The sequence below is a fragment of the Methanocalculus sp. MC3 genome (assembly GCF_054767395.1).
This window is the reverse complement of record NZ_BAABMP010000002.1, coordinates 232,075-256,542: the sequence shown is the minus strand read 5'-3', so window position 1 is coordinate 256,542 and position 24,468 is coordinate 232,075. Positions and strand designations below refer to the sequence as shown.

Genomic DNA, 24,468 nt, shown 5'->3' with positions numbered 1-24,468 from the left:
GTAAATGGTATATTTAGAGAAGTGTGGCAAGCAGTTCTTTACACCGGAGAGGAGTCATCCCGGCAATCTGGATCACTTTTCGCGATGACTGGTGCCCGGATACAATACGAATTTCCGATTTTGAAATACCCATAACCTTTGAGACGAGATCGATGATCGCCGTGTTGGCACGTCCATCAACGGGAGGGGCGGTTATTGCAATGCCGATTGACTTTCGCCAGGCATTATATCCATCGGGAAAGGCATTTCTTCCAGATCCAGGATGTACATCAAGAGCGATCAACAATCCTTCATTGGATATCCGAAATGCATCTTCAAAAGAAGCCATACTAACTATGGGTTAATGTCACCCGGTGAAAACTGATCTCGGTCATCGGTGGCTGCTGCCGTTCCTCCCGCATCAAACCCGTCACCGGGTGGTGCCTGTCTCGCAGACGGGTTGTCCCATGGATCATCTCATGACATACGGCATATGGATCACCTGGGGACCTATGAATGCGAATATGTTGGCACATTATTCTATTTGTTCCCCGGGATGATAACCCCTTCCCGGCATCCATGTTCCAGGCTCATGAGTATACTCTCCCTCGCGATAAGCAATCCTGCCGAAACGAACAACAAGAGAAGGGAAAACTCCCATCATACCCTCATATGGAGTCCACCCACACCGGGAATGGAGTTTTTCTGTTTGTATTTTTTCTGGTTTCATCGCATAGAGGGCAAAGTCCGATCGTTCTCCTGCTCCAAATCCGGAAGGTGGTATTCCAAGCACCCCGCATGGGGCTGTTGCCGTCTTCTCGATGACAGATTGAAGGGTGAATGTACCTTTGACCACCTCGTTCATCAGGAGCGGGAGCATCGTCTCAACACCAGGGAGCCCGGAGGGGGCTTCTGCAAAAGGAACCTGCTTTTCCTGACGTGTATGGGGGGCATGATCGGAGGCGATCAGATCAATAGCATCCCATGATGCAAAAAGCGCTTTCCGCTCAGCTTCCGGTCTCAAAGGGGGATTTACCCGCCCAAACGTATCTTCAGGTTCAAACTGTTCAATCGAGAGGAAGAGATGGTGAGGAGTCACCTCCTTTGATCCCGGTGCAACCGCGAGGGATTGTGATGAGCTGATGTGACAGATATGTGGTTTCATTCCTTTCGGGATGGCCGATCGTATCTGCTGAAATGATTCTGCTTCTCCCTCAGCGGATCTGAGGGTATTGTGATCTATAAGAGTATCCGGCGATCCGGGAAGCACCTGTTCACAGTGGATGGTGGCGGGGGCGCCGAGTGAGTGGATAGCAGGAAGCGCATCTCGCAGCTCTTCAAGGGTGAGGGCATCACCATAACTTGAAGGGGCAGCGAAGATCTCGCCAAATGCCATAGCCCCCGCGTTCCAGAGAGGCAATGGATCTGAATCCGTGGATACGCCCCCGTTTACTCCGAATGAGCAAAGGGCACCCGTAGATGCTTCCCTGATACGATTCTGGAACTGATCGCGTGAAAAGAGTGGAGGGATGGTATTTGGCTGATCGACAACCATGGTAACCCCGCCTGCGAGGGCGGCCATAGTACCTGTCCTCCAGTCTTCCTTTGAAGACTGAATCCCGCCACGCATATGGACATGCATATCGGTGGCAGCCGGTACACAGAGGAGACCACGGCACTGAATCTCCTCATCTGCCCTTCCTGCGCTTCCGATATGGAGGAGTTCACCATCCCGGAAGGCGAGATCAGCCACCCTGCCATCAGGGAGGGAGGCGTTTCTCAGGACAAGATCTAGCATACCCTTGGCACCGGATCTCCAAGAGGCGGTTCGATAAAGCGCTCGCCTCCGATGCTGGTCTGCATCACAACCCGTGAACCTGAGACGACCTCGCCGATGATTGCAGCATCAGCGCCGGTCGGGTGGGAGCGGATTGCCGAGAGGATGGCTTCTGCATCATCTGCTGCAACCCCCATCACCACTTTACCTTCGTTTGCAACCTGAAGGGGATCGATTCCAAGGATATCAGCCGCAGACCTGATGCTTCGGCGAATCGGAACCTTCTCTTCATCCAGCAGGATTCCAAACCCGCTCTTCCGGGCCATCTCATTGATAGCAGCCGCAAAACCACCTCTGGTCGGATCCTTCATTGCATGAATGTCACCGGCAGCGAGCGCACGTTCAACTATCGGCCAGACCGGGGCAACATCTGACCTGAGCGTCTCACCAAATTCAAAGCCCTCGCGGTATGAGAGGATGGATATGCCATGATCACCAAGTGTGCCCGAGGAGATGATGAGATCCCCTTCCTGCAGGGTGCTATCACGCACAGGGCGATCAGCTATCCCTATTCCTGCGGTATTGATGATGATACCATCGAGGGATCCCCGTTCCACAACCTTTGTATCACCAGTAACTATACTGGCACCGGCTTCGCCGAGTGCCAGATCCATCGAGGCAACAATACGGGCAAGATCCTCAACAGAGAAACCCTCTTCGATGATCATTGCAGAGGTGAGGGCAATCGGCCGTGCCCCCATAACTGCAAGATCGTTCACCGTGCCACAGACAGATAGCCTTCCGATATCTCCTCCCGGGAAAAAGAGGGGGCGGACCACATGGGAATCGGTGGTGAGTATAATATTGCTGCCATTAATGGGAATAATTGCTCCATCGTCAAGGGCTTCAAGACCAACACCACCAGCATTGTTGTGGGAGAAAGCTGTCAGAGTCCTGAGGAGTTCCCCCATCACCTCTCCACCGGCACCATGCATCAGATTGACTTTCATTCTTCACCTGTATCTATCTCAATATTTTTCACTACAATCTCTTTTCCGGCAACAAGTGTTGGGAGTTTTCCACAATCCGGGCAGACATAGATCTCTTCACCCTCATATCCGCATGTACAGCGGGTTCTGGGGGGGATGGTCTCACAGACGATCTCTGCTCCGTTCATTACCGGATCATCTGCTGTGAGGGTCTCAAAAAGAAAGGAGACCTGCTCCGGATTTATCATAGCCATCTTACCGAAATTCACGGTGATCTTCGTTACATGACTGGCATTATGATCCAGTGCCGTTCTGCGTGCCGTTGCATAGATATCATATGCTATGCCATATTCGTGCATCAGGCACCCATGGCCTCATAGACCTGACGGAATATCTCCCGTGTCTCAAGTCCTTCCTCACGGGAAAGCCGCTGGATAGCAAAACCGACATGAACCAGAACAAACTCACCAATTTTTACATCAACGAGATCAAGCCTGACTTCATGCTGAAGATCGCCGAAGTCGACAAGTCCGATGTTTCCATCCCTGATCTCAATTACTTCTGCAGGCACTGCAATACACATGAACCATTCCTCAAGATCCTCTTGTCTTCTCAAAGTGATAAAGAGAACGAATGTGGCTGATGGATGAATGAGTCAGATAAGAGAAAAGAGTCATAAAAACGCCGGGGGAGAGATTTGAACTCCCGAGGTGCAACACCAGTGGCTTTCAAGGCCACCGCCTTTCCGGACTAGACTACCCCGGCCCGTACACATATATGCTCTTTAGAAATAAGAGATTATGGTTTCTTCACCAGACAAATGACGAGAATTGCCAGTGCAACCAGGGGCATAAGGATAAACGCCGGAGACTCTTCAGCAGGCGTATGCCCCGGATCCACAAGATCTCCGAACTTATCTGAAGCCATCGTGCTTGTGGTTAAAGAGACGATGTTCTGGCCATAGAGATGGACTGTGCCGGTTCCCGCTCCATCGGGGTATGCCCTGATATGAATCATGCCGCCATTCCCTTCAAGGGTAAATGTCTCTGCCCTGTCTGCCCCATACTCATTGATGATATGGTGATTCCCTGATTCATCGATATACTCGATCACCCAGTCAATTCCAAGCGAAGTGCTGATTGTTGCCGTCCCGGATCTCGTCTGCATCACAAAATATGCCGGATTTTCACGTGAGGCAGTCGCGCTTGCAGAGATGATCGAAGGCTCCGGGGTTCGTGTAGGGATGACCGGGGTGGATACTATCTCCTGGATCACCTGAATCTGTACCATTCCAATCAATCCTCTCCTATCGGCAATACGAGCGGAATAAACCCCCGCTCTGTCTATTGATATCTCCTGATAGAACCTGCCGCTCTGATCGCTCGATACCCATTGGGGGCCGAAATAGTTGCCTGATGGACCATATACTGTCAGTTCAACCCCATCAGCGCCAAGGCCGTCGACCATGCCACTGACAGAGAGCCAGCCATCATAGTCCTGGCGAACCGGAGATATCATCGTCAGGAGAAGGCTCCGGTCAGTTAAGTGGTAGATAACCCAGTTTCTTGGCTGTGAAACCTCGTAGTATTTTGGTGCCTGAATCTGAAACCGGTAATCACCCTCTTTCAGCCCGGTTGTATCAAATTCCGTTGAGAATACCCCTCCATCCTGGATCACCATACTCCTGCTGGAATAGTAACTGTCCGGACCGGTGACAGAGAGTGTCATTGTAACGCCCGGAGGTATGTTCTGGGAGATCCCACTAAGGGTAATGATATCTCCGACATTCCCGTTAATACTGCCTGAGTCTCGTGGCGGCCCGATAAACTGGAAGTTATATGCCCCCACTGCTGAGATACAGAGAAGGAGGAGAATGGCAGCAAGTGCGATCTTTTTCATGATCGAGATATCATATTTATATGGTTTTAATGGTATCCCGAACAGTTGAGAAGCCCCTTGCCTCATGGATGGGGGAAGACCTGATAGATGGCGAGATTAAAAAAACACTCACCATTATTCTGAAATCCGGCGGTTGCCGCTGGAACAGGTGCAGGATGTGCGGATACCGGTTTGAACGGTACCATTCATTAGAAACGAGCGAATTAAAAGAGCGGATGATTGCCCAGATCCGGTGGATCGAAGAGAATTATCGCTCCGATGACTACGAGGTGATCAAGATCTTCACCTCAGGGAGTTTCTTTGACCCTGACGAAGTTCCGCTGGAAGCGAGAGAGGAACTTGGGAGGCTCATCAGGGGAAAAATTGCGATTGCCGAATCCCGTGCCGAATATATTTCCCAGACGGCAATTGCTTCATTCCTCGACCAGATTGATTGCGGCGATCATACGATGCCCCTCTATGTTGCAATCGGGCTTGAGACAACAGACGATCGAATCAGAGAGAAATGCATTGACAAGGGAATGGCATTTGCCGACTTTATCCGGGCAGCAAAAGAGGCAGAAGAAGCCGGTGTCGGTGTCAAGTCATATCTGATGATGAAACCACTCTTCATGACTGAAAAAGAAGCGATAGCAGATATGAAGACCTCTATCCGTGAGGCGGCACCGTATTCGGATTTGATGTCAATGAATCTCTGCACAGTTCAGAAGCGAACTGATGTTGAGTACTATTGGAAACGCGGAGCATACCGGCCTCCATACCTCTGGAGTGCCCTTGATGTCCTCCTCTCAACCGATGAAAAGGTCAGTTGTGATCCTGTTGGGGGCGGGTTTGCCCGTGGACCACATAACTGCGGTGATTGTGATCGGGAGATAAAAAATGCGATTAATCTTTATTCGCTGAGCTTTGATCGCAGCCTTCTCCAGGCCGTATATGATGCAGGCTGTGATTGTAAAGAGGAGTGGGAGTATATCCTTGGCAATGAGATGCCCTGGTGCATGCCCCTTACCCGGTAATTTTTTTTTTATTTTGACGTCTCTTTCTGGTGCTGGAGTGCAGCAAGGAGAGCCGGAATGAATGTCCCTGCATCCGAGACAACACCTATCGCCTGACTGGTTCCACGATCCATCAGTTTTGTAACAGACGCCGGGTTGATATCCACACAGATCGTCTTAACATAGGAAGGCAGGCAGTTGCCAACAGCAATCGAGTGGAGAAGTGTTCCGATCATGAGAACCATCCCGCAATCACCAAGATTGGCCCTGATTGCATCCTGTGCCACCACAACATCGGTTATTACATCAGGAAGAGGACCGTCATCCCGGATCGAGCCTGCGAGCAGATAGGGTATACCTGCTTTCACGCACTCATACATAATCCCCTGAGTGATCACCCCGGATTCAACGGCAGCTGCTATTGATCCGGCACGCATCACCTCGCTGATTGCGATAATATGGTGCTTATGACCGCCGGTTACGAGATCACCTGTTTTGAGATTCATTCCAAGGGAAGTTCCAAACAAATTGCTCTCAATATCATGAGTGGCAAGGGCATTGCCGCTGAAGAGGATATCGATGTATCCTTTCCGGATCAGGGTTGCAAGTGCTTCTCCTGCGCCGGTATGAACAATTGCCGGTCCGCCGACGAGAGCAACCTTCTGCCCTTTTGCCTTAACTTTCAGCAGCTCCTCTGCGATCTTTCTGACGATGGTCTCGCTTGGCCGTTCAGAGGAGACCTGCCCGTGCATGAACTCAAACATGCCGGTTTCCCGGGGCCGTTCAGGATAGATAACCCTGACACCCGCTTCACCCAGGACGACATAGTCACCTTTTCGCAGCTTTGAGAGAGGGATACAGAAAGCACGCGAATTGTTTGGATCTACTTTGATTATGCAATCCATCTCAATGTTCTCAACCAGAATCCAATCATCATTATACCTGATTGATGTCGGATGATTGGTTGTTGAATAGAAGCCGGATGGAATAACCCGGTCAGCCTCCGCTGGAAGAAGCCTGACATTATCAGCCTCAATGAGGCGTATACCATACCGATGAAGCTCGCTTGTTATTAAGTCGAGTTTCTCCTCAGTTTCGGCAAAGACACGGAGCCGGGCAAAGCTTGGATCAACTTTCTTCTTTCCGACATCAAACGTGATGATCTCAAAGTCTCCCCCCATATCCATGATACGGTCAAAAACCCGTGTCATAATGCCCGAATCAATGATATGACCCTCGACCTCGATCTCCCGCGAATGGTTCATATATACTAGTCAGCAGTTTTCGTTATATGCATTCTGACGAATCGTTCCTTGTAAAAGAGATCATTTCTCATCGTTTCATGAGTGACTGAAAGTGCTTTTCAAGAAGTTCAAGCTCAAACCGGGTATTTACATTGAATACAAGCCCCGGATCATGGAGAAGGAGCCGGAGTTCCTCCTGCTCCGCATGAATACATGAACCATCAAGGATATTGATTCCCGCCGGGCTTGCCGGGACACCATTAATCTCCATCTGGTAGCGTGGCGTGGTTTCAAAACGGCTGCAGAGAGTAAGAGGGATCCAGGTTGAGCAGGCCTGCATCCCTGAAATCGCATACTCCTCCCATATGTAAGAGATAATATCCGGCCGGAGACAGGGGATGTCCGAAACAGCTACAAATAAAGGACCGTTCTCTTCAAGAATTGAGACTGCCTGAGCGAGATCTTCGATATAACCCGTGCCATCAGTAGAGACAAACAGGATATCATGTGCCCGGCACCAGTTTTTTGTGTAGGGCGTTTTTATGGATGTTACGATAATCGGAGTTACACCTGCTGCTAAAAATGCATCAATAACAAAACGAATCATCGGACGGCCTGCTATTCTGACAAGGGGTTTTTCCCCCATGTCAAGGCGCGATCCAACTCCTCCTGCCATTATTAAGGCGCGCATGCAGATAATGCCTCAATGAGAATCTGATTCTCCTCATGCCCTCGTATTGCAACCCTGATCGATTCCGGGAGACCAAATGATGTGCAGTCCCTCACCAGAACCCCTTCACGAAGAAGACGCCGGACCAGATCTGATGCGGAGATCCCCACATCAACGAGGATATAGTTCGCAGATGACTGATGTGGAGTGTAACCGATGGCGCAGAGTGATTGGTTGAGATAATCACGCTCAATTGCTATCATTCTTCGTGATTCTGCCAGATCAGGGAGATGTCGGATAGCCTCGGTTGCGTATATCTCAGCAAATCTGTTCACAGTCCATGGAGGACGGGTGCTTTCGATCGCTTCGATCAGATCCGGATCACCAAAGCCAAAACCAAACCTGATGCCCGGTACAGAAAATGCCTTTGTAAGTGATCGGAGGATGAAGAGGTCAGAATCCCTCTCATCCACCATGCTCTGATCGGGATCCGAGAGATCAATGAACGCCTCATCCAGAAAGAGGACGGAGCCCTCATCCCGGCACTCCTTCAGCCTTTGTTTGATCGCATCTTTTGAAAGGAGCATGCCGGTTGGATTGTTTGGATTACAGATATACCGCAGATCAACTCTGTCTTCAGGATTATGGGTAATTGTACCACCGGCGAGACGAACAGACTGGGCGTACTCCCCAAATGTCGATCTCTCAATAAATGCCCGCGACCCTGCGGGTGCCATCACCTGCGCAAAGATCCTGATCAGCTCGACCGATCCATTGCCAACGGTGATCTCTTCGATTTTTCGTGAAAATACAGATCCAATCGCCTCCTTCAGATCAAGATAGGTGTCATCGGGATAATCGCCCAGATCACATGCTCCTGGCTCCCATGCAACAGCAGGAGGGAATGGGTTCATGCTTGCACTGAAGTCCAGCAGATCTTTTTTCAGCCCTTCTCTGCGAAGATTCCTGATAATACCACCATGTATCTGCCTTTTTGGCATGTGTTTGATCCTCATAGGGCAGGCCACCAGGAAAGGATCTGATGAAAACAATTCTCAAAGAAAGCGGGTTGAATCATACTAAAATTAATTTGCATTGTTCTGATTAAAAGGGTTCTGAAAAGGCTCTTCGGGGGCGCTTCCGTAGTTTTTCGTAAACTATATATACATTAACGATACATCTACATTTATCTGATTAGTAAGATCAGACGATTGTGCGCTTAATGTCTGACAATTAGCTTATTAATGTATGACAATTGTCTGACTGGAGTGAGAAATGGACAGGATCACCATCCGATTACCCAGGCAACAGGTCGAAATGCTGGAGAAACTGGTAGCGGCCGGAGAATTCCCAACCGTATCTGAAGCGGTTCGATATGCAGTACGGGAACTCCTATCCAAGCACGGAGATCGGGTAATGCGCGAAAGCGATCAGGTCACGTCTTTAAAAATTTAAATGAGGGGTTGTAGTATGCAGACAATTATAAATGAAGCTCTAAAACACGCAGAGATTGAGAAAGACCGCGTTAAATCATCGATCATCGATGATGATGAGATGCTTGGCAATCCACGCATTGTCATCATCGGGTGTGGCGGCGCAGGAAACAACACAGTAAACCGGCTTCACCATATGCAGGTGAATGGTGCTGAGACGATCGCAATCAACACCGATAAACAGCACCTTGATATGGTTCAGTCCGATAAAAGAGTCCTGATCGGCAAATCCCTGACCAAAGGCCTTGGAGCCGGCGGATTCCCGGATGTTGGCAGACGCGCAGCCGAGATGGCCAGGCCGACCCTTGAGAGCCTCCTTGAATCAGCAGATCTCGTATTCGTCACCGCAGGAATGGGTGGAGGGACCGGAACCGGATCGGCCCCTGTTGTGGCTCAGATCGCAAAAGAGCAGGGTGCAATCGTCGTCGCCATGGTGAGTTACCCCTTCCAGGTTGAGAAGGCACGCATGCTCAAAGCAGAAGAGGGGCTTGAAGCGATCCGCAATGCAGCAGATTCCGTCATTGTTCTTGACAACAACCGGCTGAAGAATTTCGTTCCAAACCTCCCACTCGGACAGGCATTTTCAGTTATGGATCAGCTCATCTCAGAAACAGTCAAAGGGATCAGCGAAACAATCACTGAACCATCACTCATCAACATCGACTATGCCGATGTTCGTGCCACCATGAGCAAAGGTGGGCTTGCCGTAATGCTTGTCGGCGAAAGCAAGCAGCAGAACAAAGCGGAAAGTGTTGTTCGCGAGTGCCTTGACCACCCGCTCCTTGATATCGACTATCGTGGCGCAACAGGATGTCTCATTCATATCACCGGTGGCAGCGATCTTACACTCCACGATGCAGAAGAGATTGCAAGCCAGCTCACATATGAGCTCGATCCGCATGCAGATGTGATCTGGGGTGCGCGCGTCAGAAGCGACTATGAAGGGAAAGTCAGGGTAATGGCAATTATGACAGGCGTCCAGAGCCCGCAGATACTCGGTGGACTCCCAAGCCTCTCGATGCAGTCAACACGCTCACGAAGTGAAGCGGTTATCCCGGGACGGAGCATCGGCCGGGGAACTGCAGATGCCCGCTCCGGAAGCCTGCTTGACTGGGTAATGTAATCCAAAAAACTTTTTTCTTTTCTACATTTTGCCATCAGGCCAGAATTACACTCTATTCCGAGAATTCGATACATTTAATAGCAACCTTAACCTTTACTTATAGAAAGTCGTATCAATGCCTCTGGAACCGGGAACAGTTTCTGCCACCGGAATTGAGCAATTGATCGCTTTTCGTATCGGAGGTTGAACAGGATGGTTTACGCGCATCAGCACTCACGTGAAGTGCTGTCTGTTTTTTATCTACTACCCGGAACAGAGGATACTCTGTACAAACGGGGCGCTTATACTCCAACCTGCAACCCAGAGGCAAACGTATCGACATTTGAGGATTGTTGAGCATGTTGAATGATCTCGTAGACAAGAGAAAAACTATTCTTGCTGAATCTGAACAGCACAAGAACAGAAGAAATGAACTCAATGCCCTCGCAAGCAAATGTGCCCGCGAGCGGAATGAGCTGAACAACCAGACGCGCCAGTATGTCGAAGAAGCCCAGAAGCACAAGGAGCTTCGCGACTCAAGCAACAAAGATGTCTCCGATCTGAAAGATCAGAGAAATGTCCTGAATGAACAGGCAAATGTACTCTTTGAGGAGCTTGAAGAATATAAAAAAGAACATGGCAATATAAAAAAGGGCCAGGTTAAAGACATCCAGCGTCAGATTGAGTTTCTCGAGTTCAAACAGCAGACCGAAGCAATGAGTTCTGACAAGGAACGTGAGCTCGTTGAGAAGATCAAACAGATGAAAAGCCAGGTTCGCGAACAGGAAGCTGAACTTGAGCAGAATAAAGAGATCCGGTCAAAGCTACAGGAGGCACGTGACCTCCGGAAACAGGCATCCGATCTCCACATCAAGGTGACCGAGAGTGCAGAGCTTGCACAGACTCATCACGATCTTATGGTGGAGTGCTACAGGAAAGCCGACAAGTCCCGTGAAGAGGCAGATGCCAGGCACCGTGCATTTGTCGAGGCACAGGAAGCAGCAGATGCCGAACACAAATCTTTCATCGAATGCCAGAAAGAACTCCGTGACTACGACAAGGTCATCAGCGGCATGCGGACAAAAACCAAGAAGGTTAAAACCGTTAAAGAGAATAAAACAGTCAGAATGGAAGCTGAAAAGATCTTCAACTCATTCAAGAGTGGAGAAAAGCTTACCACCGACGATCTTCTTCTCCTCCAGAGATCCAAACTCATTTAATTTTTTTTCAGAACGCACGATATGACTGAATAAGACCGGCAGGTCTTCTCCGGCAGGGCGATTTTTCAGGAAATCTTTTCTGACGATTTCACTCTGGAAAACCAGATTTCATTCATCATTCTGAGAAAACAACATTATTATCCTAATACGTTCATGTATTCTGTAATGGAGAAGAGGAAGACGCTCGTGCTGAGCGTCGATCGCGATGACGATATCGGATATAAAGCGAGGATAGAAAGTCCCGTTATCGGAAGAGAGGCGTGCCTCGAGGCAGCGAAACGCCTCGGGCTTGTCGATCCCGAAGATTCCGATGTGAATGCGATATTCCAGGCAGTCAAGACATATGACGAGCTGACTGCACGAGGAGAGGATGTGATCGTTTCTGTCATTGGCGGAAGCCATATGAACATGCTCGATGGAGATCGTAAAATCGCCGATTCGCTCTCACAATTAATCAATCAAACGAACGTAACCGCATGCATCCTTGTATCTGATGGCGCTGAAGATGATTTCATCCTCCCGATCGTCCAGTCAAGGATCCCTGTTGAGAGCGTTAAACGGGTCATCGTTGCACAGATGCCAAACCTTGAGGGAACCTACTATATCATCAAGAAACTGCTCGATGATCCAAAGATTGCCCGTGTTGTTCTTGTTCCAATCGGCCTTGCAATGCTGCTCTATTCAGCAGCATACCTCTGGGGAAGGCCGGATCTTGCAACCTTCTTTGTAGTCGGAGCTGTCGGGATTTATCTCCTCTTCAAAGGATTTGGAATTGACGAATTCTTCAGTTATCTCATCTCAGGACTTCAGCAGTCTTTTCAGAAAGGGAGTTTCAGTTTTGTTGCATACATAACCGCAGCCTTGATCTCAATTGTTGCTGTAATCATGGGTTTAACGAGCCTTCTCGTTTATTATCCACAGGATGCCGGAGTTCTGCTCTTTTTCGCTGCATTTATCTATGGATCGGTATGGTGGTTTGTGGGCGCAGGGCTTGTTGCTCTTGCGGGAAAGATCATCGATTGCATCCTCAATGAACAGGAGATGCTCAGCAGAATTGTGATCATCCCCTTTTTTATCGGAGCGATAGGGACAATCATCTACGGGGCGAGCAGTTACCTGCTTTCAATCAGCAATGTGCCCGAATTCCCCGTCTCCGCTGGTAGCGGAGTGCAATCCATCATCATCTTCACAGTAGCCGGCCTTCTCTGTGCACTTATTGGGATCTATATCCAGTCTGCAACGAGCAAATGGGTCATAGACGGTAAGAAGAGCAGAAAGTGGTGAAGAGCCAGATGAAACGGCAATGCATTTATGATTACATGCTGATGTCTATTCCATGCCTGTCATAACAATTCAGATGTCAGAAGGAAAAACAGCAGATCAGAAGCGGAGAGTTGCCGGTGAGATTACCCAAACCGTTGCCGAAACGTTCGGGGTCGACCCGGCAGCAGTTATTGTCATCTTCAACGAGTTGCCACGCGAAAATATCGCAAAAAGCGGAAAACTCCTCTCGGATTGAGAGGATTGTATCTTTTTTTCAGAGATTACTCATTTGAGAGCGGGAAATGCTCCTGGTAGACCTTACGTCTCTCTTCGAGATCCGTATGCAGGTACACTTCAGTCGTCTGGATTGATGAGTGGCCCAGGTTCTCCTGCACTACCCTGAGGTTTCGTGAACGCCGGTAGAGTTCACTTGCATAACTGTGGCGGATCTTGTGGGGAGTGATTCCGGCAGGGGCATATTTCTGGAATATATGCTGGACTGAACGGGAAGAGAGTGGAGCGCCAGAATGGCCCTGGAAGAGCGGGCCATCCTTCCTTCCGCCGGTAAACCCCCTGATCGCGGTCAGCGTATCGGGATCGATGAAGACCGTCCGGATCTTGCCCCCTTTTCCACGGATACGAATCGTCTCCTCATCAAAATCGATATGCTCAATCATAATTCCACAGAGTTCAGACACCCGTACCCCGGTTGCATAGATTGTCCTGATAAGGAGGCGATCCCTTGAATCCCCGATCTTCTCCAGAAGAGTGATGACATCCGCGTGTTTCAGGTATAAGAGTTCCCGATCCTTGATTTTAGGACGATCCACGCCGAGAACCGGATTCGTATCAATGACCTGCTGGCCAACGAGAAATGTGTAGAATGAGCTGAGCGTTGAGAGATAACGGTTCATGGTTGTTGCGGAGAGGCCCCGTTCAACTGATGCCTGCGCCATAAAATTGGTGACTTCATAGCCATCAGTCTCAACATCCGGATCATCCGAGGCCTGCACTCCGGCAGAATAGGAGGAGAAATCGTGCAGCACCCGGCGGTAGGTATCTATTGTTTTTACAGAATAATTCCGCATCGTCAGGTGATTCATATACCGGGGAATCCAGACAGAGAACGTCCGCTGACGGGGAGCCATGATATACCATGGTTTTCCGGAGTTATTACCTTTGCGCAGAATAGTTTGGCCACATTCGATCAGATACGTGATTCGACTACCCGGCTTTGTGGATCAAAAATTATGATCGATATCTGATCTGAGATGATGGTTTTGTCTGTATAAAAGTTGCAGAATATGAGCTCGTATCCATATAGCATCATATGGTTTATAGAAGGTATTGTTCTAGTAAGTTAGAACAAAATTCAGGGATTTCGAATATAAATATGTTCAGATAATAATAGCAGATCAACCCGCCACCATAATACCATAAGAACACCCACGCCCCCACCATAAAAAAAACAGATCTTTGACAGCCAGGAGACTTTTTTCAGCAAGACCCACCCAATCCATAGCCCAGCCCACATTTTAAGACACGCATTCGATGATTTTCCGCATTCCCTTCCACCACTTCATTTTCGCAAAAACACAGATAATAGGAAATCGGGTTGGAGAGAGCAGGATCAATTACTGGCCCAACATTATCATCACAACCATCCCTCACATAGAGGGACGTTGAGAATATGCTGAAGAGTGAACTACACACAATGAAGAGATCCCCCCAACGACCCAGATGCCAAGGGCCAGTCCTATCAGCGGGAGAAGCACAGATGATTATTGCCGATCATAATTACAGAACCCTCATGATCTATTCATTCGAGTCTGATGATTCAGATTGCACCGCATGATATCAAAAACAGGCCCCTGCACACCATAATTGCGCAGAATACCTATTCTGCGCAAAAAATGCCGTTCTCACATGCCCCAAAAATAACTCCAATATAGGACTTAAAAAGATAATGGACTAAAATTTAACGATTTTAGAGACAAGAGGCATTGGCCAGCTTCAAACCATAATTTTCCAGAGGAACAGAACCCCCGACCATCCGGACAGACAGCGAGTACAGCCACCCCGGCTGAAAGGTGCATATAAAGAAACTCCATATCGTCGATTTCATCGATCTTTTCACATTTTTAATATGAGACATTATGATAATCGAAAAAAGTAGACGAGAATGCCAATACGAGGACGTTATTTTTGGACGCAATTGAAATATTGATTGAACCAAATGCGGGGAGATAGATAGCAGGAATTACGAGAGGAGGGTTTGGAAACCAACTGCCTTTTAGATAACCAGTCCCACCCCACACCTGCCAAGAGGAGACGCACCAATCACACACCATAAGAACAGGAGATCGGAGATCAGATTCCCTGGAAAAAACGCCATCCAGCAATTGAGTTGTTGCCACAACACTCGGGTACAACCCGGAAGGACTTCGGAACGTGCCCATTGTTACACCGCCGAAAGTGCACAAAATCAAACTGGCGGTGATAGAGGTCAATCCAGAATAACAGACGATCGATTCAGATAGTGGAGAGAGAAGAGAGAAGATGGATTGAAAGGGAGAGAGAGAGAGAGAGAGAGAGAGAGAGAGAGAGAGCGACCTGAGCTCCTGTCAACGTCGGTCTAGAAATCCCCAACTTCGTCGGAATAATTCTCCTCACCCCACTTAAACCTATCGTCAATTCTCTGTCAAACATTAGGAAACCTCTATTCTGCCGATTCATGCTTGTTCACCCATAATTTGTGGCTCTTTCTGTCTTTCATACGGTAACTTTCTCCCCGGATATTCACTGTTCTACAATGATGCAGGATTCGATCCAGAAGTGCTGCGGCAATCACCTGATCCTGAAAGATCTCTCCCCAGTTACCAAACGATTTGTTCGAGGTGAAGATCGTTGATCCCTGCTCATATCGCCGGGATATCAACTGGAAGAAGCAGTAAGCTGCCTGAGCATCAAATGGAAGATACCCGATCTCATCGATGATCAGGAGACCTGGTCGGGTGAGTTTCTTCAGATACCGATCAAGCTGATCACTATGGTATGCGTCCTTGAGCTGTTCGATCAGGACAGATGCATTGATGAAGAGAACCGGGATCCCCTGTTCAATTGCAGAAACACCAAGACCAATCGCCAGATGAGTTTTACCAACACCTGGCGGTCCAAGGAAGACCACATTTTCTGCATTGTCAATAAATCTCAGAGTGGCAAGGTCACTGATCACCGTCTGATCAATCGAGGGTTGGAACTCAAAATCAAACTCTTCAATTCGCTTCAGAAGAGGGAAACCAGCACTTTTTGTCCGGGTTCGAATTCGTGTTGAAGTTCTGTTGTTCCATTCCTGTTCAACCAGATACCCGATCGTCTCAATGGGACTGAGATTCTCGTTCATGGCACGTTCAAGCGTTGGCTCAAGCAGAGCATCCATTGCATCCAGTTTCATCATGGCAAGGCGGTGATGGATCTGCTCGAGAAGAAGAGTCGTCATACCCGACCCTCCTCAGCAAAAACATCATATTCGGCAAGGTCTCGTGTTTCAACAGAATCCTGATCAATGGCTGGTTTGTTTATCCGTTTCTTCTTTGTACCATTGCTGGATATACCCAGGATTTCTTTGTAAAGCCCTTCAAAATGCTCTTTTTTCTTTGAACGCTCATTTCTCCCATTCAGGAGAGTATGAGTGCAGATCTCTGTGCCATCAGCATGAATCGATACGTGGTTCTCCAGGACATATGCGTCAACACGTCTTCCTGCAAACTTCCATGGAACTGAGTAGCTATTCCCGTATAACGAGATGTAACAGTCTTTGGAGACTTTTCGGGATTCTTTCCTCTTGAGGAGATATGGTTTGTACAAAGCGAAAGGACGAAGGTTCTCCTGAACCAAGCGATCAAACGGAATCTCATGGGTGGTTCCATGGACCTTCCCATTGACGCAATTGAGCCAGGTACGTGCCTGAAGATTCAGATCCTCTATGGAATGGAAGGTTCGACCATACAGGAAGTTGTCTTTGACATAGTAGATTGCACGTTCAACTTTGCCTTTGGTTTTGGCTCGACCCAGGCGGCAGAGCCGTGATGTAAACCCGAAGTGGTCACGGAAGTCTGCAAAGAGGGGATGGAATTCTGAAGCGGTTGAGGGATATTTCCGCTCAAGGACGACACTCCGAAGGTTGTCATAGAGGATCATGTCAGTGACTCCTCCAAAATACTCAAAGGCGCCCAGATGTCCTTTGAGAAGAGCAAGAAGACCCTGATGAGGGAAGAATTCTACATATCTCATCCGGGAATAGCCAAGAACCATTGAGAGGCCATAGACCTTCTTTTTGGATCCATCTGCCGTTTCATAGGGGTATTCAAGCCAGTCACACTGCATCATCTCTCCCGGCTTGGTTTCGTATCTGATTTCAGCTGGAATGGTGATGTTGGGACGGATCTGGCGGATATAATCGCCAAGTATTGTTGGCCCGCCATCATAGCCGAGATCCTGGATCTCTTCCAGAAGTCGAACACGGCTCAGACGAGGATAATTGTTCAGCCTCTCCTGGATGTATGGTTTGAAGGGATCCAGCTTGCTTGCTTTCTGTCTGGTCTGAGGATGTTTTGAGGGTTGATCCAAAGAAAGATGCCGAGCTATGGTTTTTCTGTCATATCCGGTTTCTCGGGCAAGCAAGCTGATATTGACTTTCCCTGTTGCCAGTTCCTGTTCACGAGCTAGATCCAGTAACATAAAATACTCCTCGTCCTTGAGCATGTGAATCCCAGACACTCTCTGGTTGCACATTGGGGATTTTTATTCCGACGCATTTGGGTATTTTTACGCCGACGAAACTGGGGAAAAGTAAACCGACATTGACAGCTCCGAGGGTTCCGATCAAGAAACCCACCGATCTGATCAATAATCGATCTATACACCATAGATCCAAACAGCGACAGATCAGATGCCCGTTATAGAGATTGGAAGAGGACCGCCTCTTTTCAGAGGAGAACATATCAGACATTTCTCTGCATCATAGTGTGAGAGCCTGCTTTGCTATCAATAAGAGGAGCAGGGATAACCAGGAGACCCGGTCGAGGAGCCACCCTTTGATCAGAAAACCAATCTGTAACCCCTAACACATAGCCCGCAAACCCAAGCCAACAATACACAAATCCAAACTTTTACGATACTGCGTTTGCCCCTGCATCAACGAAGAGCCAGAGCCCGGTTACAGTCTGGACGATGTTTACCGCCATACCCAAGCAGCATCAGACCATGCCTGCCATGAAATCCTCCCACCCAAGACAAACAGAGAGTAAGCAGTTGGAAAAGACAGGAGAGCAATGGAGCACTTTTCGATCGCCACACCTGAGCAATATGAAGCGCAAATTTAACGAAGCCATTGACATTCTACATCGATCAGCAGATCTCAGAGAGCATCCAGCCAGAGAGGAACCAGTCAAAAGCCAACATCCAGGGATGAATGAAACATCCCCAATGGTGAGGAAAACGGGTTCGACTACAAGCCCCCGATACAACCCGATGTAATGCGAACCCCAACCAGGCATCTGCATCTTCACCCCCCACACCCCGGATCCAGGAAAATAAATAAATTATTTATTCAACAATATACTTCAATCAGAGCCGTTTCGAGGTAGATCGTCATCTATAAACCATATGATGCTATACGTTAAAGAGGACAGAATTTCCCGCATCCTGCCCCCGGAATTCGTCATACATTGACACCGATATACACAGAAAAAGGTTCAAGGGGGCAGAAGAGCAACAGAGGTACTGAGATGAGCAACCCAGAAGAGGAAAAACCTCAGATCGATGAAAGCCGGAGAGAGGAGATCTCCAAATACCGGAAGTTCCGGAAAGTCGATGGCGCCACATACCGGAAAGTCAACCAGTTCCTGCGGAAGCATACGTACGTAACTGCCCGGGAATGGGCAATAGCCCGGCTCTGTTCCGATTTTAAGACAACGGCAGGTGCCGAGATGACTTTTATCGGAGAGAATCTCCCTGATCTGGTTCCATTTATGCAGGAGCCATACTCTCCGCAGGCGGTCAACCAGGCACGTTCATCCTTCAAGAGAAAAGTCAGGAAATCAGGTGCCACATTCTTTTACGGGGCCATGTGCGGTTTCTTCACCCTTGACGAACTTGACGACATCCTCTTTGAATCAAGCGAGATTGCACGGTTCCTCCTTGAAGTTGAGGGCACATCACTTGAGATCGATGACGAGATCGAAATAGAAGACCGGATCACCGACATCATGAGAAAACTTGGCGATTCTGCAAATATTCTCCTGAACAAACGATCCCGGCAATCCATTCAGCCGGATGAAACAAATAGCAGAGAATCTGAGAGAGATGAAGATAATGACGAATAATACCGAACCGAAAAAAAAACTCTTTGGAACAAACGGAGTCCGCGGAATCATTGGAGAAGACATGAACCCGGAACTCGTCATGAAGATCGGGTTATCCCTTGGGACAATGATAAGGGGCAGAGTTGCGCTTGGAAGGGATACCAGAACCTCAGGAGAGGCACTTGCTGCTGCAATGCGATCAGGACTCCTCGCATCCGGATGCGATGTCATCGATCTCGGTATACTCCCGACACCGGCACTCCAGTACCTGGTCAGGGAGCATTATGATGGAGGGGCGATGATCACCGCCTCACACAATCCCCCCGAATATAACGGGGTGAAGGTGATTGAGGGTGACGGCACCGAGATGGATGACACCCGCACAATAGCACTGGAATCCTTGATCTTTTCAGAGGATGTCAGAGTTCTGGACTGGAAGAGTGTTGGGAAGCTGACTGATGAAAGCCACCTGATAGAGGAGTACATCAGAGCCATTGTCTCTCATTTTCCAACAGACTGCTGCAAAGAGATGGTCGTCGTCGTTGATCCGGGATCGGGACCGGCTGCTGCAACAACACCAGAGATCCTCAGGCGAATGGGATGTACGGTCCATACCATCAATGGACGGTTTGACGGCACATTCCCCGGACGGCTCCCTGAGCCGAGCCCGGAGGGGCTCGCCCTCCTTTCTGAAACAGTCATTGCAACCAAAGCAGCATTCGGGGTTGCGCATGACGGCGATGCAGATCGGGCAGTCTTTGTGGATGAGACAGGAACTTTCATGAACGAGAATCTGACCTTTGCGATGCTTGCACGTGCCGCATGTCAAAACAATCCGGGCATTGTCGTCACACCCGTCAGTACATCAGATGTCATCAGGGAGGTGGCAGCCGACTGCGGATGCACAACCTCCTACACAAAGGTTGGAAGCATATATGTCGCACGAACCATGCTGAAACTGATCGAGGCAGGAGAGAGGGTTGCTTTTGGCGGTGAAGGAAATGGAGGTCAGATCTTTCCCAATCACCAGTTCTGCAGGGATGGGGGAATGACTGCTGCTGCAATGGCAGAACTTGTCGCTGCATCAAAACGATCGATATCCGCCCTTGCAGATGAGATCCCTCCATATACCATGGTTAAAGAGAAGATCCATTCCGATGATCCGGCTGCCATCCTTTCAAGAGTTCGATCAGCCTGTTCTGAGCTTGGCCTGAATGAAACCGATGGCATCCATATACGGTGGGATGATGCATGGGCTCTGATCCGCCCTTCGGGGACAGAACCCTTCATCAGGCTCTATGCAGAATCACGGGATCCAAGGCGGGCAGAAGAAGTAAAAGACTATCTTCTCTCTCTGCTCCAATTAGGCTGCCATTAAGGCTTAAAATCAAATAATAAGCTTATTTTTTCTTTTTTTCAAAAAACAAAGGAATAGATTTCTTTATTAACTATATTCATTCCATATCATAATGACAAAGGACTTTCCCACAAGAATTGAGATCAAAGTGAGATTCGTGGATATGGTCAGATACCCATATTGATAGAAAGAACCGGGTTTGTCTCCCGACACATTCAATCAATTCCAGAAATCAAAAGTCTGATTCAGCTGAAGATGCGAAAGAATACAACATTCTGAATAAGAAGCAACCATTGATTGTTACAGGGCATAATATCCACTCAAAATGAATAAGAAAGATGAGAAATAGTCTGGAGGAGAGATGAAAACAATCGAACTGATCATTTCGGGGAGAGTTCAGAAAGTCGGTTTCAGGGCCTGTATACGGCATATTGCAACCAGCCTCGGCATCTCCGGGGAGGTGGAGAATCTCCCGGATGGCAGGGTGCATGTACTGGCCACAGGCGAGGATGTTATCCTTGAAAAGTTCGTATCCATGCTCTATAGTTGTCCCCGTGCTATCATTCGGGATATTGATATGAGAACGTTCATCCTGACAGATTTTCCGGATTTTTCCATCAAACGCCCTCTTTGAAGACATTATTGGTTATGCAGGCAGTGGAGGGCGTGCACCCCCAATCTTCCACTATACCTTAAAAAATAACTGAGAAATTGCCTCCTTTCTCAAGAGATTTAAGATATGCATACACATTTGCATCGATGATCCGCTGATCGATCTTCGTATATAAACGCTCAAGGAGCCGGGATATGAGTTCGTCCGAGAGGACACAGCGGGTCTGGCTCAGTTCATAATCACCTGCTGTTAAAAAATCCTTTGCAAGTTCAAATACCGTCGAATCGACCATGGTCCTCTTCAGGGGCTCTATTATATCATAGACAAATCCGCCTGCCCCCTGATTCAGCAGGCCGTTATCAGGATTCAGATGAGCCCCTATGATTGCAACACATGCATTGCCGAAGAGAAGTGCATACCCAAACGAGAGCATCGCATTGACAGGATCAAAGTGAGGGCGGTTTGTCCTTCTCCTGTACTCCAGATCTGTTGGAAGCATCCGTGAAAGAATCTCATAATACATATCAGTTGAGAGAGTATGGAGCCTTCTGATCTCTTCTATCCTGACAAGGTACTCTATCTCATTTCTTGCCTGTATAAGGAAATCATGTTCCCCACGATAGAAAAGGCCTGATTCAAGAGTATTATCAAGCTCCTCCAGCCAGAGAAGCCGTGATTGCAGAGAAGAGCGGACAAATTCAATGATATACCGATGTGAAGGGGTTGAGGTCTGAAGGCACCAGGTCTCTTCATTCCTGTTTGATCCAAACGGCGTTAGGGTACCAAGAGGTGTTCCATGAGCATCAAAGAAGGAGATTGATGCACCCTTCTCAAGAAGACGGTTTATTGTTGCAGTCTGAATCGTATGCCCTCCAACCAGGAGCAGATGATTGATTGCATCTATTGAATAGCTTGACTGCTGGGATCGTTTCTGGACATACAACAGTCCTGGTGTCGACTTGATATGTGCACCATATCCCCAGATTGCATGCCAGGGAATCTTCATACCAACCAATAATCAACCCTCATACACAGAACAACAGTATATTATCCGTTCTTTCAGTGATTAATCTTTGGAAAAAAGTCTGGAGAAAAAAAGGTGGACGATCACCTGATCGGAGGGAGTTGCAGCCGGCATTCAGGGCAGAAATATCTCTCCTTCCGATCCAGTTCACTCAGGCTTTCAGGCCTGTACATGATGCATTCGGGAACAGAGCAATGTTCAAGCCCCAGGAGATGCCCCAGTTCATGAGCTCCTTCCTTTGCTGTCCTCTCAATGATCAGATGAATATCACCGGGGAGCCCGTAGTATTCATTCTCCAGCCGTGCTGTTGAAACAACAGCACTTCCAATAGAATCACGTGCCAGTCCAAATACAAAATCAGATGAGTCGGCATAGATGTCATCAGGTATTACCAGTAGAAAGTGATCCTGTATTCCATGCAGCCGTTTGAAGAGACCTATCCGGTTGATGATCCGCCCTCCATCATACTGGCGGCGTATCCGATGATATCCTTCAAGAGGAAAATGATCACCAAGGATGAGTTCAACCGGAGACCCAATGACAGCCGAAATGATTCGTTGCACAGGAAGCTGGATGCCATCAACCGATCGATAATCCCAATAGATCACGATCCCCATACTGTAAATAGGAAATGAGCGGCTATAAACATATTGAAGAAGCGATTGGCACATTTATCGGAATGAGATACCGTCGATGCGTTGAAGTGGGATATGGCGGGAATCTGGTTGCCGCCTCAATTATCCAACGCAGGGGTGGATCTATCCTCTGTGTCGATCGAAAGCCATTTCCACCAGCTGGCACGGTACGCACAGCAGTTGATGATATCACAGACCCCGATCTGAGGCTCTACAGGGGATCAGACTGCATATATGCGATCAGACCGGGAATTGAGATGATGCCGGATCTCATCGAACTTGCCGCAAACGTCAGATCAGACCTGCTCATCTACCACCTGGGATGCGAGATCTACCAGGATGGCGGGGAGAGGATTGACTGTGGCGTCATTCTTCACCGCTATTGCGCAAAACAAAAAACCCAATCAGAAAGAGAAAAGTGTTGATTGCGATTCTGCCTTCTTCTTTTCAAGAGCAGGTTCTTCTGTTTGCTTTTCAGGGATTGGATCTTCGCGAGGTGCAGGTTTCACATTTTTTAGTGATGACTTTCTCTTCTCCTCTTCTTTTACGGCTTTTTCAATCTCTTTCATGACCGACTGGGAACGCGCCTTATCATGGATTAACAGTGCCAGTTGATCGGCATCCAGATTGAGTGAGCGGACAAATCGTATTGGATCCCTGTCAGCAAGGAGACCGATTGGTGTGAGATACTCATCTGCCACAGTCTTTTCCGGGATCCGGTACGCTTCAGAGCAGCGGTGCAGAAGTGAGAGCCGGATCATCTTCTGCCTGCGCGCCTGCCCCATCCGTTTCCATCGATCCGGTGGAGAGATCCTCACCCGGAGTCCCGATCCCGCAGACGCAGCAGCCGTCCCTATGAGCATGATGCCGGTTGCATACCTCCAGAGAGTGTAATACTGCCTGCTGAATGTCCTGCCGAGATATGAATCCGCACAGGAGAGAAGACGGAGAGAGAGCGCACGCCTCCGGGGATCACGGTGCTGAAGAGCACCTGCTTCAAGCCATTGAATCTGCGCATCCGGCGAATCGTCTACCTCGCGGGAGAGCCGCATCAGAGAATCATCGTCTGAAGAGCCGGAGAGTGTTTTTGCAACAAGATCAAAGATGCTGGAACGGGAATCCTTCTGTTGAACCTGGAGATCCGATGGAAGAATGCGAGCCTTTCCGACTGAAGAGCCAAAGAGCATATTGACAGCAGAGCGGATATCACCCTTTGCCTCCTCGGCGATGATGCGGACAGCTTCCGGATCGCAATCCAGCCCTTCCGTTGCACAGATATCTTTTAAATGTGGGGCAAGCGTACGAGCGGGAACTGCCCGGAACTGGACCTGATCGCAGAGCCGCCTGATCTCGGGTGCCACCCCATAGGCATCATTTGCGATGAGCATAATCGGCTGTTTTGATCGCCTGATGATATCCACAATCGCTTTTGCACCACCCCGATCAGCGTTTCCATCAAGATTATCTGCTTCATCAAGGAGGATCAGGCGCCGTAATGCGCCGGAGAGGCTGGCGGTTGTACTCGAGCTCCCTGCAATCCGCTCGATCACCCCTTTTGTCCGCTGATCGCTTGCGTTCATTTCAATGATCTCCCAGCCGAGATCCTGTGCCAGCGCATATGCAGCCGAGGTCTTTCCAATACCTGGCTTACCATAGAGAAGGATCGGTTTGCTCTGTGTCGTCCAGTCTTTTGCCCATTCAAGGAGCTCATGAACCGCAGACTGATTACCGATAACATCTGCGAGTGTCTTTGGCCGATACTTCTCCACCCAGTCCATATCAGATCTATTTCAGTTTATGAGAAGAAAATAGGTTCCGGGATCAGTAAACCAGAACAAATACA

General features: G+C 48.6%; 26 protein-coding genes and 1 tRNA gene. 10 read left to right on the top strand and 17 right to left on the bottom strand.

All coding sequences use genetic code 11. From position 1 onward, the window contains the following. Window positions 1–13: 13 nt before the first annotated feature. From ACYUBO_RS04835 to ACYUBO_RS04800, 8 genes are all read right to left on the bottom strand, one after another. A complete protein-coding gene (locus tag ACYUBO_RS04835; RefSeq protein ID WP_460372774.1) occupies window positions 14–328 on the bottom strand; it encodes a DUF167 domain-containing protein in 315 nt (104 codons plus the stop codon). Between the two features lies 1 nt (window position 329). Beyond that, complete coding sequence (locus ACYUBO_RS04830; protein WP_300330347.1) at window positions 330–455, bottom strand: hypothetical protein; 126 nt, start codon at window positions 453–455, stop codon at window positions 330–332. A 59-nt stretch (window positions 456–514) separates the two neighbouring features. After that, window positions 515–1,777: an amidohydrolase family protein gene (locus ACYUBO_RS04825; RefSeq protein WP_460372772.1), complete on the bottom strand. Its 1,263-nt coding sequence runs from the start codon at window positions 1,775–1,777 to the stop codon at window positions 515–517. Next, window positions 1,771–2,766 carry a hydrogenase expression/formation protein HypE gene (hypE, locus tag ACYUBO_RS04820; protein ID WP_460372770.1) on the bottom strand — a complete coding sequence of 332 codons (996 nt, stop codon included), beginning with the start codon at window positions 2,764–2,766 and terminating at the stop codon, window positions 1,771–1,773. The genes ACYUBO_RS04825 and hypE overlap by 7 nt, the downstream gene beginning before the upstream one ends. After that, the gene (locus ACYUBO_RS04815; RefSeq protein WP_460372769.1) at window positions 2,763–3,104 is read right to left on the bottom strand and encodes a hydrogenase maturation nickel metallochaperone HypA/HybF; all 342 of its coding nucleotides are present in this window, start codon (window positions 3,102–3,104) and stop codon (window positions 2,763–2,765) included. Before ACYUBO_RS04815 ends, hypE begins: the two co-directional genes overlap by 4 nt. After that, complete coding sequence (locus tag ACYUBO_RS04810) at window positions 3,104–3,328, bottom strand: HypC/HybG/HupF family hydrogenase formation chaperone (RefSeq protein ID WP_460372767.1); 225 nt, start codon at window positions 3,326–3,328, stop codon at window positions 3,104–3,106. Before ACYUBO_RS04810 ends, ACYUBO_RS04815 begins: the two co-directional genes overlap by 1 nt. Window positions 3,329–3,427: 99 nt before the next feature. After that, window positions 3,428–3,510, bottom strand: a tRNA-Ser gene (locus ACYUBO_RS04805). A 33-nt stretch (window positions 3,511–3,543) separates the two neighbouring features. After that, window positions 3,544–4,644 carry a hypothetical protein gene (locus ACYUBO_RS04800; RefSeq protein WP_460372765.1) on the bottom strand — a complete coding sequence of 367 codons (1,101 nt, stop codon included), beginning with the start codon at window positions 4,642–4,644 and terminating at the stop codon, window positions 3,544–3,546. Between the two features lie 29 nt (window positions 4,645–4,673). On the opposite strand from ACYUBO_RS04800, the gene ACYUBO_RS04795 reads away from it, so the two are divergent. Next, on the top strand, window positions 4,674–5,660 hold the full coding sequence (locus tag ACYUBO_RS04795) for an archaeosine biosynthesis radical SAM protein RaSEA (RefSeq protein WP_460372763.1): 987 nt from the start codon (window positions 4,674–4,676) through the stop codon (window positions 5,658–5,660). A gap of 8 nt (window positions 5,661–5,668) precedes the next feature. Here the strand turns inward: ACYUBO_RS04795 and ACYUBO_RS04790 are convergent, their stop codons facing one another. The 3 genes from ACYUBO_RS04790 to ACYUBO_RS04780 form a co-directional block, all read right to left on the bottom strand. After that, window positions 5,669–6,904 (bottom strand): ornithine cyclodeaminase, nickel-pincer nucleotide-dependent, encoded by a 1,236-nt coding sequence (locus ACYUBO_RS04790; protein ID WP_460372761.1) that lies wholly within the window; start codon window positions 6,902–6,904, stop codon window positions 5,669–5,671. Window positions 6,905–6,971: 67 nt separating this feature from the next. Further along, the gene (locus ACYUBO_RS04785; protein WP_460372759.1) at window positions 6,972–7,574 is read right to left on the bottom strand and encodes an NTP transferase domain-containing protein; all 603 of its coding nucleotides are present in this window, start codon (window positions 7,572–7,574) and stop codon (window positions 6,972–6,974) included. Then, a complete protein-coding gene (locus ACYUBO_RS04780) occupies window positions 7,562–8,554 on the bottom strand; it encodes a pyridoxal phosphate-dependent aminotransferase (protein ID WP_460372757.1) in 993 nt (330 codons plus the stop codon). The genes ACYUBO_RS04785 and ACYUBO_RS04780 overlap by 13 nt, the downstream gene beginning before the upstream one ends. Window positions 8,555–8,828: 274 nt before the next feature. Between ACYUBO_RS04780 and ACYUBO_RS04775 the strand changes: the two genes are divergently transcribed. The 5 genes from ACYUBO_RS04775 (at window position 8,829) to ACYUBO_RS04755 (ending at window position 12,887) form a co-directional block, all read left to right on the top strand. After that, window positions 8,829–9,008, top strand: coding sequence for a ribbon-helix-helix domain-containing protein (locus ACYUBO_RS04775; RefSeq protein WP_300330943.1), 180 nt, complete (start codon window positions 8,829–8,831; stop codon window positions 9,006–9,008). A gap of 15 nt (window positions 9,009–9,023) precedes the next feature. Then, window positions 9,024–10,169, top strand: coding sequence for a cell division protein FtsZ (gene ftsZ / locus ACYUBO_RS04770; protein ID WP_460372755.1), 1,146 nt, complete (start codon window positions 9,024–9,026; stop codon window positions 10,167–10,169). Between the two features lie 338 nt (window positions 10,170–10,507). Further along, window positions 10,508–11,368 (top strand): coiled-coil protein, encoded by an 861-nt coding sequence (locus ACYUBO_RS04765; protein WP_460372753.1) that lies wholly within the window; start codon window positions 10,508–10,510, stop codon window positions 11,366–11,368. A 165-nt stretch (window positions 11,369–11,533) separates the two neighbouring features. Continuing rightward, on the top strand, window positions 11,534–12,652 hold the full coding sequence (locus tag ACYUBO_RS04760; RefSeq protein ID WP_460372751.1) for a DUF373 family protein: 1,119 nt from the start codon (window positions 11,534–11,536) through the stop codon (window positions 12,650–12,652). A 52-nt stretch (window positions 12,653–12,704) separates the two neighbouring features. Beyond that, on the top strand, window positions 12,705–12,887 hold the full coding sequence (locus ACYUBO_RS04755; protein ID WP_460372749.1) for a tautomerase family protein: 183 nt from the start codon (window positions 12,705–12,707) through the stop codon (window positions 12,885–12,887). A 25-nt stretch (window positions 12,888–12,912) separates the two neighbouring features. On the opposite strand, the gene xerA is transcribed toward ACYUBO_RS04755, so the two are convergent. From xerA to istA, 3 genes are all read right to left on the bottom strand, one after another. Next, window positions 12,913–13,779, bottom strand: coding sequence for a site-specific tyrosine recombinase/integron integrase (gene xerA / locus ACYUBO_RS04750; RefSeq protein ID WP_460372747.1), 867 nt, complete (start codon window positions 13,777–13,779; stop codon window positions 12,913–12,915). Between the two features lie 1,571 nt (window positions 13,780–15,350). After that, the gene (gene istB, locus ACYUBO_RS04745) at window positions 15,351–16,130 is read right to left on the bottom strand and encodes an IS21-like element helper ATPase IstB (protein ID WP_460372745.1); all 780 of its coding nucleotides are present in this window, start codon (window positions 16,128–16,130) and stop codon (window positions 15,351–15,353) included. After that, on the bottom strand, window positions 16,127–17,371 hold the full coding sequence (gene istA / locus ACYUBO_RS04740; protein WP_460372743.1) for an IS21 family transposase: 1,245 nt from the start codon (window positions 17,369–17,371) through the stop codon (window positions 16,127–16,129). Before istA ends, istB begins: the two co-directional genes overlap by 4 nt. Before the next feature lie 1,049 nt (window positions 17,372–18,420). Between istA and ACYUBO_RS04735 the strand changes: the two genes are divergently transcribed. The 3 genes from ACYUBO_RS04735 to ACYUBO_RS04725 all read left to right on the top strand — a co-directional run bounded on the left by ACYUBO_RS04735 (window position 18,421) and on the right by ACYUBO_RS04725 (window position 20,987). Then, window positions 18,421–19,017, top strand: coding sequence for a DUF5806 family protein (locus ACYUBO_RS04735; RefSeq protein ID WP_300333609.1), 597 nt, complete (start codon window positions 18,421–18,423; stop codon window positions 19,015–19,017). Further along, the gene (gene glmM / locus ACYUBO_RS04730) at window positions 18,998–20,374 is read left to right on the top strand and encodes a phosphoglucosamine mutase (RefSeq protein WP_460372741.1); all 1,377 of its coding nucleotides are present in this window, start codon (window positions 18,998–19,000) and stop codon (window positions 20,372–20,374) included. The genes ACYUBO_RS04735 and glmM overlap by 20 nt, the downstream gene beginning before the upstream one ends. A gap of 340 nt (window positions 20,375–20,714) precedes the next feature. Further along, window positions 20,715–20,987 (top strand): acylphosphatase, encoded by a 273-nt coding sequence (locus tag ACYUBO_RS04725; protein ID WP_300329705.1) that lies wholly within the window; start codon window positions 20,715–20,717, stop codon window positions 20,985–20,987. Window positions 20,988–21,045: 58 nt separating this feature from the next. Here the strand turns inward: ACYUBO_RS04725 and cas1 are convergent, their stop codons facing one another. Continuing rightward, window positions 21,046–21,972 (bottom strand): CRISPR-associated endonuclease Cas1, encoded by a 927-nt coding sequence (cas1, locus tag ACYUBO_RS04720; protein ID WP_460372739.1) that lies wholly within the window; start codon window positions 21,970–21,972, stop codon window positions 21,046–21,048. A gap of 101 nt (window positions 21,973–22,073) precedes the next feature. After that, the gene (locus tag ACYUBO_RS04715; protein WP_300329714.1) at window positions 22,074–22,607 is read right to left on the bottom strand and encodes an archaemetzincin family Zn-dependent metalloprotease; all 534 of its coding nucleotides are present in this window, start codon (window positions 22,605–22,607) and stop codon (window positions 22,074–22,076) included. 62 nt (window positions 22,608–22,669) lie between these two features. Between ACYUBO_RS04715 and ACYUBO_RS04710 the strand changes: the two genes are divergently transcribed. Further along, window positions 22,670–23,050: a UPF0146 family protein gene (locus ACYUBO_RS04710; RefSeq protein WP_460372737.1), complete on the top strand. Its 381-nt coding sequence runs from the start codon at window positions 22,670–22,672 to the stop codon at window positions 23,048–23,050. Here ACYUBO_RS04710 and ACYUBO_RS04705 read toward each other — a convergent pair. Further along, window positions 23,030–24,403: a replication factor C large subunit gene (locus ACYUBO_RS04705; RefSeq protein WP_300329720.1), complete on the bottom strand. Its 1,374-nt coding sequence runs from the start codon at window positions 24,401–24,403 to the stop codon at window positions 23,030–23,032. The two genes, ACYUBO_RS04710 and ACYUBO_RS04705, sit on opposite strands and share 21 nt — an antisense overlap. Between the last annotated feature and the right edge of the window lie 65 nt (window positions 24,404–24,468).